Genomic DNA, 12928 nt, shown 5'->3' on the forward strand with positions numbered 1-12928 from the left:
CTCAAAACAGGAAGTAACGCTGCGCCATGGGCAGCACTGTCGCCGGTTCGCATGTCAGAAGTTCGCCGTCGGCGCGCACTTCATAGGTTTCAGGGTCAACTTCCACGTGCGGCGTGGCGTCATTGTGGATCATCGATGCCTTTGAAATGCCGCCACGGGTGTTCTCGACGCCGATCAAGCGTTTGTCCGTTCCAAGCGACTGGCGCAGGCCAGCCTCCACCGAAGCCTTGCTGACAAAGACAACGGAGGAATTGGAGACATTCTTGCCGAAGGTGCCGAACATGGGGCGGTAATGCACGGGCTGCGGCGTCGGGATGGATGCGTTGGGGTCGCCCATCGGCGCGGCGGCGATGGAGCCGCCCAGCAGCACCATGTCGGGTTTGACACCGAAGAAAGCCGGGTTCCACAGAACGAGATCGGCGCGCTTGCCCACCTCGATCGAGCCGATATGCCGGGACACACCCTGCGCAATCGCCGGATTGATCGTGTATTTGGCAATATAACGTTTCACGCGGAAATTATCGTTGTCGCCGGTTTCCTGCGGCAGGCTGCCGCGCTGGCGTTTCATCTTGTCGGCGGTCTGCCATGTGCGGATCAGAACTTCGCCGACGCGGCCCATGGCCTGGCTATCCGACGAGATGATCGAAAAGGCGCCGATATCGTGCAGGATATCTTCGGCCGCAATGGTTTCCTTGCGGATGCGGCTTTCGGCGAACGCCACGTCTTCGGGGATCGACGATGACAGGTGATGGCAGACCATCAGCATGTCGAGATGTTCGGCAATGGTGTTCTTCGTGTAAGGCCGTGTCGGATTCGTCGACGAGGGAATGACATTGGGCAGGCCGCAGATCTTGATGATGTCAGGCGCATGTCCGCCGCCTGCGCCTTCCGTGTGAAAAGCATGGATCGTACGCCCCTTGAACGCGGCAACCGTATCCTCGACAAACCCGCTCTCGTTGAGCGTGTCCGTATGGATCATCACCTGTATGTCGAACCGGTCGGCAACGGTGAGGCAATTGTCGATGGCGGCCGGCGTGGTGCCCCAATCCTCGTGCAGTTTCAGCGAGCAGGCGCCGCCGAGGATCATCTCCTCCAACGCTTTCGGCTGCGAGGCATTGCCCTTGCCCGATAGTCCGAGATTCATCGGAATGGAATCGAAGGCCTGGATCATCCGCGCCAGATGCCATGGGCCCGGCGTGCAGGTGGTCGCCAGCGTGCCGTGTGCCGGGCCGGTGCCGCCGCCGAACATGGTGGTCACGCCCGACATCAGCGCTTCGTCGATCTGCTGCGGGCAGATGAAGTGGATATGCGCGTCCATGCCGCCGGCCGTGAGAATCTTGCCTTCCCCGGCGATGATTTCCGTGCCCGGACCGATGATGATGGTAACGCCCGGCTGCGTGTCGGGATTACCGGCCTTGCCGATGGCGGCAATCAGCCCGTCCTTGAGCCCGACATCAGCCTTGTAAATGCCGGTATGGTCGACGATCAGGGCATTGGTGATGACCGTATCGACGGCACCGTCAGCCCGGGCCACCTGGCTCTGTCCCATGCCGTCGCGAATGACCTTGCCGCCGCCGAACTTCACCTCTTCGCCATGGATGGTGAAATCCTTTTCCACTTCAATGAACAGCTCCGTGTCGGCAAGGCGCACCTTGTCGCCGGTTGTCGGGCCGAACATGCGGGCGTAGGCGGAGCGGGAGATTTTAGCGGGCATGATGGTTCCCTCCTGGGCTGTAGGTCTGGCACGGTACGCGCACGGCGGCGGGAGACCGGAGCCACATTCCGGCCACGATATCGCCCCGGAATGACCCGATGACCGACCGCTTGAGATCGAATTCCGCAGGTGAACTGCGCCCGTCATCAAAAGATGATCGTTCGCCAATCACGTGAAAGGAAAAACGATGCGAAAGATGATGATCCTGGCCATGTGTGCCGCTTTCCCGCTCGCCACGTCCGCTGCCTATGCGCAGACTGCGGCACCAGCCACGCAGCAACCGGCCAGCAAGGCCCCGGCGCAATCCGGAACGGTGCCGGTCACGACGATCAACATTGTTGATATCAACGAATTGCCGGAGAGCACAAAAACCCAGGTCAACGATGCCGTGGCCAAGCGCTCCGACAAGGACATGCAGCAGCTGCGCACCTCGATCGATGCATCGCCGCAAGTCTCCGCAGCCCTGAAGGAGAAGGGCCTGACGTCGGCGGCGGTGGTTGTCGCGAGCCTCGATGCCAAGGGCCTTTTGACCCTTGTCACCAAAAAGCCGAGCTGACCGCGCGACAGAGCATTGGGGAAGCTGGTCGGTCAAAGCTTTCCCATGATCTTTTGCTGGAACCCGTAGACGGTCCTGTTTCCGCCAAGCGGCACGAGCGTCACGTCGCGCTCCTGTCCCGGCTCGAACCGCACCGCGGTTCCCGCCGCGATATCCAGGCGCATGCCGCGTGCCTGAGCACGGTCGAATATCAGCGCATTGTTGGTTTCGAAGAAATGATAATGCGAGCCGACCTGCACGGGACGATCGCCGGTGTTTGCAACCTTTAGTGTTACAGTGGTTGCGCCGGCGTTCAGTTCGATCTCGCCTGCGGAAGGAATGATTTCACCCGGGATCATGGTGTCTCCTAACGGATCGGTTCGTGAACGGTGACGAGCTTGGTGCCGTCGGGGAACGTGGCTTCCACCTGAATGTCGTGGATCATCTCGGGGATGCCTTCCATCACCTGCGCACGGGTGATTACGTGGGCCCCGGCTTCCATAAGTTCGGCAACCGAGCGGCCGTCGCGCGCGCCCTCCACGACAAAATCCGTAATGAGCGCAATGGCTTCCGGATGATTGAGCTTGACGCCGCGTTCGAGGCGGCGGCGGGCGACCATTGCCGCCATGGCAATCAGGAGCTTGTCTTTTTCACGGAGTGTCAGGTTCATTTTGTCCTCTTGGCCATCCCATGTTTGTTCCGTGCGCCGCGGCCCAGGCCCTAGATTGACCAGACTTTAGGCACGCCTGCCTTTTGATTCAGCAGTTCGATCAGCGGTATCAGCCGTTTCCGCAGGGAATAGGCATCCTCATCCACCAGCCTCGCAAGAAGCTTGCCAGACCAGGCGGAAGCACCGCCTTTTTCACCTATTATTTTTCGCGCCGGCTCCAGATGCCGCTCCGCATCGTGGTCGAGCAGCAGGATGGTGGCCATTGTCCGCATTCCGCCGAGCAGGGCAGGCCGGGCAAGCATGGCTGCCGTATCGGGACCAATCGCAAAGTCTTCGGCATGAACCAGCCTGTCCTGCCGGTAGATGCGCCAGCGGTCGCGGAACGTGCAGGTCTGGACGTCCTCGCCCATCGCCTTGCGGCCGAACACCAACGGCTCGATGATCAGCGCGCGGCCCGTTCCGGCCAGCCGCGCCGTCAGCGTTCGCTTCAGGGCCGAGCGCTCGAACAGGATCGTCTCCTGTGGCAGCCAGGCGAGACTGGCGTTCTCGCCAACCGACAGTGTGGTTTCCACCTCGGCGACAGAGAACGAGGCTTTGTAAATGCGCTCGCAGGCCTGCGTGGTGATCTGCGCGTGGCAATCATTGCCCGCATCGAACTGCCAGTGCATGTCGTCGCCGCCGGTGAGGCCGCCGGATGTGTTGATCATCACGGCTTCCAGCGCCGCATCGTCCCGGTCCGGCAGCCGGATTTTCGCGCAGCCTTCCTGATAGAGCGTGGCGATGCGCGTACGCCCGTTGACGGGTTTCACAGCCAGCCGGGCGTGCCCGTAGGCGCGCTGCGGCCTGGTTTCCGGTATCAGGTCAAGGGACGGGTGAACGTTCATACCGCAAGGCTAGCGCAGCCCGGCGGGGTGGGAAAGCTCAAACTTTCCCAAGTTCGATGGCTCGCTGGTGCGCCGCATGCACGGCCTCGGTCAGAAGGTTCTTCAGCCGGTCCTCGCCCATCAGCACCTTCAGCGCCGCAGCGGTGGTGCCGTTGGGGCTGGTCACCTGTTCGCGCAGCGTCGTCGGGGTGTCGGCACTGGCCGCAGCCAGCGCACCGGCGCCATAAACGGTCTGCATGGCGAGAAGGCCGGCGATCTCCCGCGTCAGTCCGGCGGCAACACCGGCCTCGGTCAGGCCTTCGATGAAATGGAACACATAGGCCGGCCCGGAACCCGAAACGGCCGTCACCGCATCGATCAGGCTTTCATCGTCAACGGAGGCGACGGCACCGCTGGTTTTCAGCAGCCTATCGACAAATGCCGCATCGTCGTCACCGACATGGGAATTGCGGAAGGTGACGATCATGCCCTTGCCGATTGCCGCCGGGGTGTTGGGGATCGTGCGAATGATTGCGGTCTTGTCGCCCAGATGCTTCTCGAAAAAGTTTACCGTAATGCCGGCAGCCACGCTCACGAATGTCGCGTGTTCCGCAAAACGCTTGTAGGCGGGCAGGACATCGCCCATCACCTGCGGCTTGACCGCAACAAGGATCACGCGCGGCTGAAGACTGGTGGCAAGCGATGCGGCGCCCGCGACGGCGTTGACCCCGAGTGTCGCTGCCCGATCCCGCAAGGCATCGGTCGGCTCGACGACATGGACCTGTCCCGGCTGCAATATGCCGGCATCCAGCCAGCCCTTGAGCATGGCGAAACCCATATTGCCGCAACCAACCAGAACCACGCTGTCAACCATTTGTCTTCTCCCAAATCATGTGGCCGCACTTTGATCCGGTCCTAAGCGCCGGGTCAACTGTGCAACCCTGCGGCCGGTGCACCGATCATTGAAATAATGGGAGACACCGCGACGCCGCAGGGCATCTTCGGATAAATTCCCCGGTGTTTCACCAATGATTAACGATTTATTTCCCATAGAACTTTAGGTTGGGTTAACCGTAAGCCATGCTTCGGGGGTAAGGTATTGAACGGTTCTTATGGAGTGCGGACAGGAATGGGTGATCGGGACAACGGGATAGACAAGCGGCCACGACGCTCGCTGCTCTCGTTTGCCAGCCAGCCGGAAACGGTGGGCAGTGCGCCCGCACGCGTGGCGCCTGCAACACCCCCGCAAGCACCCCGCCGCGAAGACGATCTGGAACACTATCAGCGGATGCGGGCGCTGCGTCTGGCGGCCAGCAGCGAAATCACGCAGCTCCCCGCGCCGGCGCCCGATACTGCCTTGACGGATGAAGAGGCCGAGCAGATCGCCATCGATCGCATGCGTGCGGACATGGCGGCCATCAAGGCCGAACTCAACCGCCGGATCGACGATAGCGCATCCGCCGCGCCGGTTTCGGCGACGGTTGCTGTTGATGCACCCGTTGCACCGGCGACAAGCCCCGTTGAGCCCGTTGCGGACAATCACGTCACGATGAAACGGTTCATCGAGCCATCCAACGCCCTCAATCGCGTCGTCAATTCCAAAAAACTGATTATCGCGACGACCCTGATCGGTACTTTGCTTGGTGCCGGCTATGCGATGACAATGCCGAAGCTCTACCCGTCAACCGCTGAACTGCTGGTCGACCCGAGCAACATCCCGTTGAGCGGGACGGCGCCTGTGCCCGGTCAGCTGCCGACCGAGGCATCCCTGGCCATTGCAGAGAGCCAATTGCGCGCTATCCGCTCGAACCGCGTGCTTTCCCAGGTGATCGACCGGACGGGTCTCGCCAAGGATCCGGAATTCAATGGCAATCTGAAGGACAAGGGCTGGCTTGCCGCCGTTCGCGAGCTTTTCTCGACCGACAGCACACCGGACACAGCGTCACGCGAAGCATTGCTCGTGCGCAATCTCTCCGACAATCTCACCGTGGAGCGGAGCGCGCAGAATTTTGTCTTCGATATCACTGTCAAATCCAGCGATCCGCAGAAATCCGCGCGCCTTGCCAACACCCTGTCCGATGTCTTCATCGAGGAGCAGCGCAATCCGTCACCGGGTGCGGGAGCAGCGGCCCCGCTTGCCGGGCGGCTGAATGAGCTGCGCAGTGCTGCGGAAGATGCCGAGAACGCGGCGCAGAAATTCAGGATCGACAAGAATCTCGCCGATGCCCAGGGCGGACCGGCCGACGATGTTGCAAAGGCGGGCGATGCGCTCGCCGCCGCCCGCGATCAGACGATAAAGCTCAACGCGCAGGCTGCCGCCATCCAAGGCGCGTCGGTGGACAGCGTTCTCGGCAACACGGTGCCGGATGCGTTGGGGTCCGACGCGATGGCAGCTTTGCGTTCGCAATATTCGGTTCTCAAGCAGCAGGCCGATACGCTGGCGATCAAGCTTGGACCGCGCCATCCGCTGCTCATACAGGCGCGGTCGGAAGTTGAGGCAATCCGCAAGGACGTGCGCAGCGAATTGAGCCGCATGGTGGCCTCGGCGCAGGCCGAACTCAAGCGTTCGGTGCAGCGGGAGCAGGATCTGGCAAACCAGCTTGCGCAGCTCAAATCGCGCACGGCCGGAACGAGCGGGGATATGAGCCGGCTGCGAGCACTGGAGCAGGATGCCGCAACAAAGCGCGCGGCCTATGACGCCCATGCGCAGCGCGGCCAGGCAAGCGCGCAAACCGCCGATATGAGCGGCACCAGTATCCGGGTTGTTTCGCCAGCGCAGCCGTCAGCCGAGCCCGCAGGGCCGTCACGCAGTATTCCCGTGATTGGCGGCATGCTGGCTGGCCTGCTTGCCGGACTGGGTGTCGCAATGCTGCGCGGGTGGGCTGTCCGCAACCGACATGAGCCTGCGGCAGCCGGTGCCGGAAACGACGGCCCGTTTGATCCGCCGTCGGGCGGAAAGCGGACGGAACAGGCTGCTATCAGCCCACTCACGGCAACCGCCGAGTCACGCCTGGGTGCTGCCATCAAGCAGGCCCAAACGCGCAATTCCGCTTCCGATGCGGCGGAAATGGCCGATGAAGATGCGGCATGGGCCGAGGATCAGGTCGCGGTTGCGCAGCTTCTCTACGAATATGCCGACATGCATTTCGCCCCGCGCCATCATGACAACTCCAACATCGAGGACATGCTCGCGGATATTGCGGAGATTCGCGATGTGTTGCGCCAGCGCGCCGCCGGAGACTAAAGCCGCGTTCAGTGCAGGCGCGGCGTCGGCCCCATGCCTTTATCGTCGATGACATAGCCCCTGTAGAACCGGTCAAGCGTGAACGGCGCCGACAGCGGGTGTGGTTCGTCCTTGGCGATGGTCCAGGCGAAGCATTTACCGGAGATCGGCGTTGCCTTGAAGCCGCCATAACACCAGCCGGTGTTGAGATACATGCCCGGCAGTGGTCCGGTGGTGATGATGGGGGAGCCATCCATGGACATGTCCATGATTCCACCCCAGGAGCGCAGCAGCTTGACGCGGGCCAGCGCCGGCATGAGGGCGACGAACTCGCTCATCACATCTTCCACCACCGGCAGGTTGCCGCGCTGCGCATAGGAATTGTAACCGTCGATATCGCCGCCGAAGACCAGCCCGCCCTTGTCCGACTGGCTGAAATAGAGATGGCCGCCGCCGAACGTCGCAACCGTATCGACGACGGGCTTGAGCGCTTCCGAAACGAAGGCCTGCAGGACATGCGATTCCAGCGGCAGCCGGTCGACACCTGCCCGGCGCATCAGCTCGCTTGTATGTCCAGCGACGGCGCAGGCGGTCTTTTTCGCATTGATCGGACCGCGCGTGGTCATGACGCCGGTGACCTTGTCGCCGTCCTTGATGAAGCCGGTGACTTCGCAATTCTCGATGATATCAACACCGAGCTGGTCGGCTGCACGGGCATAGGCCCAGACCACTGCATCATGGCGCGCGGTTCCCGCGCTGCGCTGCATCAGGCCGCCAATGATCGGAAACCGCGCCGATGCACTGGTGTCGAGACCGGGAATGAGTTTTTCCAGCTGTTTGGGATTCATCAGTTCGCAATCGATGCCGTTGAGCCGCATCTGGTTGCCGCGCCTGACATAAACATCAAGCTGCGGAAGATTGTGTGCGAGATTGACCACGCCGCGCTGCGAGAACATCACATTGTAGTTGAGGTCGTGCGACATGGTTTCCCAGAGCTTCATGGATGCTTCGTAGAAGTGCTGGTTTTCCGTCAGGAGATAATTGGAGCGCACCGCCGTCGTGTTGCGGCCGATATTGCCGGAACCGAGCCAGCCCTTTTCAACGACAGCGATATTGCGGATGCCGTGTTCCTTGGCCAGGTAATAGGCGGTCGCCAACCCGTGTCCGCCGCCGATGATCACCACATCATAGGCCGGCTTCGGATCGGGTTTGCGCCACGCAGGCTTCCAGTCCTTGTTGCCGTTGAGGGCGTTCTTGAGAAGGGAGAAAGCGGAATAGCGCATCGACGAATCCAGTTTGCGGGCGGAACAGTGTGATCATGCGTGGTTTTGGCGTATTCGCAAGCCCCAGAACCATCCTTGGGTCACATCATCGCATTGCCCTTATGGGCCGCTTTCGTTATTGCGTCAGTGAACGCCGTTCTGGCGGTATTGTATTGCCTAAGAATCCTCAGAATGACGTCCATTCCCGAAGCGCGATGCCCAGGAGCAGCACATGGCAGTGACGATTGATGGCAAGCAGATTGCCGAAGACGTGGTTTCAAAGGTCAAGGCGTCCGCCGCCGAGCTGATTGAGGTCACTGGCATCACGCCCGGTATTGCCGTGGTGATCGTCGGCGAGGACCCGGCCAGCCAGGTCTACGTCGCCTCGAAGGGACGCAAGGCCAAGGAGTGCGGCTTCCATTCCGTGCAGCACACCCTGCCGGAACAGACGAGCGAAGATGAACTGGTCAGGCTGGTGGAAACGCTCAATGCCGATCCGGCCATCCATGGCATTCTCGTGCAATTGCCTTTGCCCAAGCACATCGATTCCGGCCGCATCATCCAGACCATTTCGCCCGACAAGGATGTCGACGGCTTCCACTTCATCAATGTCGGCAAGCTGGGAACCGGCGAGCTCGACACCGCATTCGTCCCCTGCACGCCCGAGGGCTCGATGCTGCTGATCGACCGCATTCTCGGCCGTGATCTCTCCGGCCTCAATGCGGTGGTTGTTGGCCGTTCCAATATTGTCGGCAAGCCGATGTTCAACCTGCTGCTCGCACACAATGCCACGGTCACGATCGCCCACAGCCGGACGAAGGATCTGCCGGGCCTTTGCCGCAATGCCGATATTCTGGTGGCTGCCGTCGGTCGTCCGCAGATGATCAAGGCCGACTGGGTGAAGCCTGGCGCGACCGTCATCGATGTCGGCATCAATCGCATTCCGGCTCCCGAGCGGGGTGAAGGCAAGACGCGTCTTGTCGGCGATGTCGATTTTGCCGATGTGGCTCCCGTCGCCGGTGCATTGACGCCGGTTCCCGGCGGTGTCGGGCCGATGACGATTGCCATGCTGATGGCCAACACGCTGGTTGCCGCCCACCGCAGTGCCGGAAAAACGCCGCCCCGCTTCTAATTCATTGGTTTGCAACCGGATTGTCGTTAGAACAGCATATGCCCGAAGCCCTCAAGGTCAGTAGAACCTTCGCTTTTCTGCTTGTCGACAAATTCCCGATGTTCAGCCTTGCCGCTGCCATCGATACGATGCGCACGGCCAACCGGATGGCGGAAGAGCCTTTCTACGGCTGGACCACCGTGTCCGCCACGGGTGCGCCGGTCACCGCATCGAACGGTCTGCAGATCAATGTGCAATATTCGCTGGCGGAGCTTCCCGCCGCCGATATTTTCTTCATCTGCGCCGGGCTGACCACGGAGTTTGAAGAAAAACCCAAGGTGATTGCAGCGCTGCGCAATCTCGGACGGCGCGGTGCGGCGCTGGGTGGGCTCAACATCGGCAGTTACATCCTCGCCGAAGCAGGGCAGCTTGAGGGGCATCGCTGCACGATCCATTGGGAAAACCGCGCTGGTTTTCAGGAGCGTTTTCCGCAGATCGAATGCACCGGCAATGTTTTCGAGATCGACCGCAAGCGCTATACCTGCGCGGGCGGGACGACCTCGATCGATCTGATGCTGGAGATCATCCGGCAGGATTTCGATCCCGGCCTTGCCAATGAAGTGGCCAATCAGTTCCATCATGAGCGCATCCGCTCGCAGACCGATCGCCAGCGCATCGGGCCCGAGCGGGACCTGACCGGAAAATCCGAAAAGCTGCGCAAGATCGTCGAGCTGATGGCCGACAATCTCGAACAGCCGAAATCGGCGGTGCGGCTGGCCAAGGCTGTCGGCTTGTCCGTCCGGCAGGTGGAGCGCTTGTTCCTGCGCCATCTCAACATGACGCCGGGGCGCTATTACATGAGCCTGCGGCTGGAGCGGGCGCGCGAGCTGTTGCGCCAGACGCATTCGCCTATTCTCGACGTGGCGCTGGCAACGGGCTTCACGTCCCATTCCTATTTTGCCCAGAGCTACCGGGCACAGTTCGGGCGCTCACCCTCCGATGAGCGCCGCACCACCTATTGATCAGCCGAAAACCGAAGCGCCTTCGTCGGCGCGGCCCACGACATTGCGGAAGGCGGCGAACAGTTCGCGGCCCATGCCATAGCTGTTATGGCTGAGGTCGACGACCGGTTCAGGACGGGCGGCGAGAACCTCAGGGTCTTCCAGCACGTCGAGCGTTCCGATTTCCGCGTCGAGCCGCATCATGTCGCCGTCGCGGATCTTGCCGATGATGCCACCACTCAAGGCTTCCGGCGTCACGTGGATTGCCGCGGGCACCTTGCCCGAGGCACCCGACATGCGCCCGTCCGTTACCAGCGCAACCATATGGCCGCGATCCTGCAGCACGCCGAGCGGCGGCGTAAGCTTGTGCAGTTCGGGCATGCCATTGGCCTTTGGACCCTGGAAGCGGACCACGGCGACAAAGTCACGGTCGAGCTTTCCGGCCTTGAAAGCGTCCTGCAGCGCCGCCTGGCTGTCGAACACGATGGCAGGCGCCTCGATGATGCGCCGTTCCGGCTTGACTGCCGATGTCTTGATGACGGCGGTGCCGAGATTGCCCTTCAGCATCTTCAGGCCGCCGGTTGCCTGGAACGGCTCCTTGACCGTGGACAGGACCTTCTTGTCGGCGCTTTCGCTTGGAATGGGATTGCGCTGCACCGTGCCGTTTTCACCGAGCTTGACCTCGATCGTATAGGCACGCAGGCCTTCGCCCCAGACGGTCTTGACGTCCTCGTGCAGCAGGCCCGCATCCAGAAGTTCACGGATGATGTAGCCCATGCCGCCAGCCGCGTGGAAATGGTTCACATCGGCGAGGCCGTTCGGATAGACGCGGGCGAGCAGCGGCACCACGTCGGAAAGGTCGGAAATATCCTGCCATGTCAGCTTGATGCCCGCAGCCGCCGCCATGGCGACGAGGTGCATGGTGTGGTTGGTCGAACCGCCCGTGGCATGCAGCCCGATAACGCCGTTGACGATGGTCTTCTCGTCGATCATTTCGCCGACCGGCGTGTATTCATTGCCGAGTGCGGTGATGGCAAGGGCGCGCTTGGCGGCCTCGCGCGTCAATGCTTCGCGTAAGGGGGTACCCGGATTGATGAAGGACGAGCCCGGCGTGTGCAGCCCCATGATTTCCATGAGCATCTGGTTGGAATTGGCCGTGCCGTAGAAGGTGCAGGTTCCCGGTCCGTGGTAGGACTTGGATTCCGATTCCAGCAGTTTGTCGCGGCCGACCTTGCCTTCCGCATAGAGCTGGCGGGTTTTTGCCTTCTCATCATTGGGAAGGCCCGTGGTCATCGGACCAGCCGGGATGAACACGGCGGGCAGGTGACCGAATGTCAGCGCGCCGATGACGAGGCCCGGCACGATCTTGTCGCAGACGCCGAGATAAACAGCCGCATCGAACATGTCGTGCGACAGGCCAACGGCCGTCGCCATGGCAATGACATCGCGGGAAAACAGCGACAGGTCCATGCCCGGCTGTCCCTGGGTCACGCCATCGCACATGGCCGGCACGCCGCCGGCTACCTGCGCCACGCCGCCCGCCTCGTGCACGGCCGCCTTGATCAGCTGCGGATAGGTTTCGAACGGCTGATGCGCCGACAGCATGTCGTTGTATGAGGTGATGATACCGATATTGGGCACAACATCGCCAGCCAGCGCGGCCTTGTCGGACGGTCCGCAGGCGGCAAAGCCGTGGGCAAGATTGGCGCAGGCGAGAGCCGAGCGTTTCGGCTTGTGGGAGGCAGCCTCGCGCAGACGGTCGAGATAGACATCGCGGGTCGGGATCGACCTCTCACGGATGCGGTTGGTAATGCTTTTGACCCTTTGCAGGACGGTCATCGGTTTTCTCCTTATGGAGCCCAGAAAATCTCAAGATTGATGGGTGTGTGGCGCAGGACAGCGCGAATGGGCATGTCAGCGGTTGCCCCGTCGCCAAGCGCCTTGTCGAGAACGGCTTTTTTGCCGTCGCCTTCGATGTGCAGGACAACGAACCGGGAATGAACGATCACCGGCAGGGTGAGTGTCAGGCGCGGCTCACCGGCACCTTCCGCCTGCATCGGCAGGACGAGCGCCGGCTGCGTCATCGAAATCGCGTCGGCAAGGCGGTCTCCGCCGGGGAAGAACGAGGCCGTGTGACCATCGCCGCCCATGCCGAGAATGGTCACGTCGAAAGGCTGGCCCAGTGCGGCGATGGCGGTCGCCGCGGATTGAACCGCAGCGTCCGCATCCGCAGACGCATGATAAAGCCCGACGAAATTGGCCTTCGCTGCGGCATTCTGCAGAAGCAGCTCCGTCACCAGCTTCTGGTTGGAGCGGTCATTGCTTGGCGGCACGAAACGTTCGTCCACCAGCGTGACGGTGATCCGGGTCCAGGGCAGGTCCTTGACCGACAGCGCCTTGAAAAAGCGGGCAGGGGTGGTTCCGCCCGATACGGCCAGAACCGCCTTGCCGCGCGCATCGCATGCGGCCTGCAGGTGTGCTGCAACACTGGTCGCCAGTGCTTCCGCAAGAGCGTTTCCATCGGCAAAACTGTTCAGTGTCTGCTGCAT

Annotated in this window: 12 protein-coding genes; 4 read left to right on the plus strand and 8 right to left on the minus strand. The window is 61.7% G+C overall.

Features of this window, described 5'->3' with window-relative positions; genetic code table 11:
- Nucleotide 1 precedes the first annotated feature (1 nt).
- Complete coding sequence (gene ureC / locus ACP7B1_RS06100) at nt 2–1714, minus strand: urease subunit alpha (RefSeq protein WP_346306018.1); 1713 nt, start codon at nt 1712–1714, stop codon at nt 2–4.
- A 187-nt stretch (nt 1715–1901) separates the two neighbouring features.
- Here ureC and ACP7B1_RS06105 point away from each other — a divergent pair, with 187 nt between their 5' ends.
- The gene (locus ACP7B1_RS06105) at nt 1902–2270 is read left to right on the plus strand and encodes a hypothetical protein (protein ID WP_346306019.1); all 369 of its coding nucleotides are present in this window, start codon (nt 1902–1904) and stop codon (nt 2268–2270) included.
- 32 nt (nt 2271–2302) lie between these two features.
- Here ACP7B1_RS06105 and ACP7B1_RS06110 read toward each other — a convergent pair whose 3' ends face one another.
- Genes ACP7B1_RS06110 through proC form a run of 4 tightly spaced genes read right to left on the minus strand, consistent with a single transcriptional unit; the run spans nt 2303 to nt 4656 of the window.
- A complete protein-coding gene (locus ACP7B1_RS06110; protein WP_346306020.1) occupies nt 2303–2608 on the minus strand; it encodes an urease subunit beta in 306 nt (101 codons plus the stop codon).
- An 8-nt stretch (nt 2609–2616) separates the two neighbouring features.
- Entirely contained in the window at nt 2617–2919 is a 303-nt protein-coding gene (locus ACP7B1_RS06115; protein WP_105736392.1) for an urease subunit gamma, read from the minus strand.
- Nucleotides 2920–2969: 50 nt separating this feature from the next.
- Nucleotides 2970–3803: an urease accessory protein UreD gene (locus ACP7B1_RS06120; RefSeq protein ID WP_346306021.1), complete on the minus strand. Its 834-nt coding sequence runs from the start codon at nt 3801–3803 to the stop codon at nt 2970–2972.
- A gap of 37 nt (nt 3804–3840) precedes the next feature.
- Entirely contained in the window at nt 3841–4656 is an 816-nt protein-coding gene (gene proC, locus ACP7B1_RS06125; protein ID WP_346306022.1) for a pyrroline-5-carboxylate reductase, read from the minus strand.
- Between the two features lie 255 nt (nt 4657–4911).
- Between proC and ACP7B1_RS06130 the strand changes: the two genes are divergently transcribed.
- Nucleotides 4912–7026, plus strand: coding sequence for a GumC family protein (locus ACP7B1_RS06130; RefSeq protein WP_346306023.1), 2115 nt, complete (start codon nt 4912–4914; stop codon nt 7024–7026).
- A gap of 8 nt (nt 7027–7034) precedes the next feature.
- Here ACP7B1_RS06130 and ACP7B1_RS06135 read toward each other — a convergent pair whose 3' ends face one another.
- Nucleotides 7035–8288, minus strand: a complete 1254-nt coding sequence (locus ACP7B1_RS06135; RefSeq protein WP_346306024.1) for a sarcosine oxidase subunit beta family protein — start codon at nt 8286–8288, stop codon at nt 7035–7037.
- Between the two features lie 211 nt (nt 8289–8499).
- Here ACP7B1_RS06135 and folD point away from each other — a divergent pair, with 211 nt between their 5' ends.
- Both folD and ACP7B1_RS06145 read left to right on the plus strand, forming a co-directional pair.
- A complete protein-coding gene (folD, locus tag ACP7B1_RS06140) occupies nt 8500–9399 on the plus strand; it encodes a bifunctional methylenetetrahydrofolate dehydrogenase/methenyltetrahydrofolate cyclohydrolase FolD (protein ID WP_223611778.1) in 900 nt (299 codons plus the stop codon).
- Nucleotides 9400–9437: 38 nt separating this feature from the next.
- Entirely contained in the window at nt 9438–10400 is a 963-nt protein-coding gene (locus ACP7B1_RS06145) for a GlxA family transcriptional regulator (protein WP_105736378.1), read from the plus strand.
- Here the strand turns inward: ACP7B1_RS06145 and edd are convergent, their stop codons facing one another.
- Entirely contained in the window at nt 10401–12218 is a 1818-nt protein-coding gene (gene edd / locus ACP7B1_RS06150; protein ID WP_403169979.1) for a phosphogluconate dehydratase, read from the minus strand.
- 11 nt (nt 12219–12229) lie between these two features.
- Nucleotides 12230–12928, minus strand: a complete 699-nt coding sequence (gene pgl, locus ACP7B1_RS06155) for a 6-phosphogluconolactonase (RefSeq protein ID WP_403169981.1) — start codon at nt 12926–12928, stop codon at nt 12230–12232.

The sequence above is a fragment of the Phyllobacterium sp. SL163 genome (assembly GCF_049896885.1).
Taxonomy (GTDB): Bacteria; Pseudomonadota; Alphaproteobacteria; order Rhizobiales; family Rhizobiaceae; genus Phyllobacterium; species Phyllobacterium calauticae.

Bases quoted from the DNA above. Each gene is read 5' to 3' on its own strand.
- pgl (WP_403169981.1), bottom strand. From the start codon at position 12,928: ATGCAGCAGACACTGAACAGTTTTGCCGATGGAAACGCTCTTGCGGAA.
- ACP7B1_RS06145 (WP_105736378.1), top strand. From the start codon at position 9,438: ATGCCCGAAGCCCTCAAGGTCAGTAGAACCTTCGCTTTTCTGCTTGTC.
- ACP7B1_RS06110 (WP_346306020.1), bottom strand. From the start codon at position 2,608: ATGATCCCGGGTGAAATCATTCCTTCCGCAGGCGAGATCGAACTGAAC.
- ACP7B1_RS06105 (WP_346306019.1), top strand. From the start codon at position 1,902: ATGCGAAAGATGATGATCCTGGCCATGTGTGCCGCTTTCCCGCTCGCC.
- proC (WP_346306022.1), bottom strand. From the start codon at position 4,656: ATGGTTGACAGCGTGGTTCTGGTTGGTTGCGGCAATATGGGTTTCGCC.
- folD (WP_223611778.1), top strand. From the start codon at position 8,500: ATGGCAGTGACGATTGATGGCAAGCAGATTGCCGAAGACGTGGTTTCA.
- ACP7B1_RS06135 (WP_346306024.1), bottom strand. From the start codon at position 8,288: ATGCGCTATTCCGCTTTCTCCCTTCTCAAGAACGCCCTCAACGGCAAC.
- ACP7B1_RS06120 (WP_346306021.1), bottom strand. From the start codon at position 3,803: ATGAACGTTCACCCGTCCCTTGACCTGATACCGGAAACCAGGCCGCAG.
- edd (WP_403169979.1), bottom strand. From the start codon at position 12,218: ATGACCGTCCTGCAAAGGGTCAAAAGCATTACCAACCGCATCCGTGAG.
- ACP7B1_RS06130 (WP_346306023.1), top strand. From the start codon at position 4,912: ATGGGTGATCGGGACAACGGGATAGACAAGCGGCCACGACGCTCGCTG.
- ACP7B1_RS06115 (WP_105736392.1), bottom strand. From the start codon at position 2,919: ATGAACCTGACACTCCGTGAAAAAGACAAGCTCCTGATTGCCATGGCG.
- ureC (WP_346306018.1), bottom strand. From the start codon at position 1,714: ATGCCCGCTAAAATCTCCCGCTCCGCCTACGCCCGCATGTTCGGCCCG.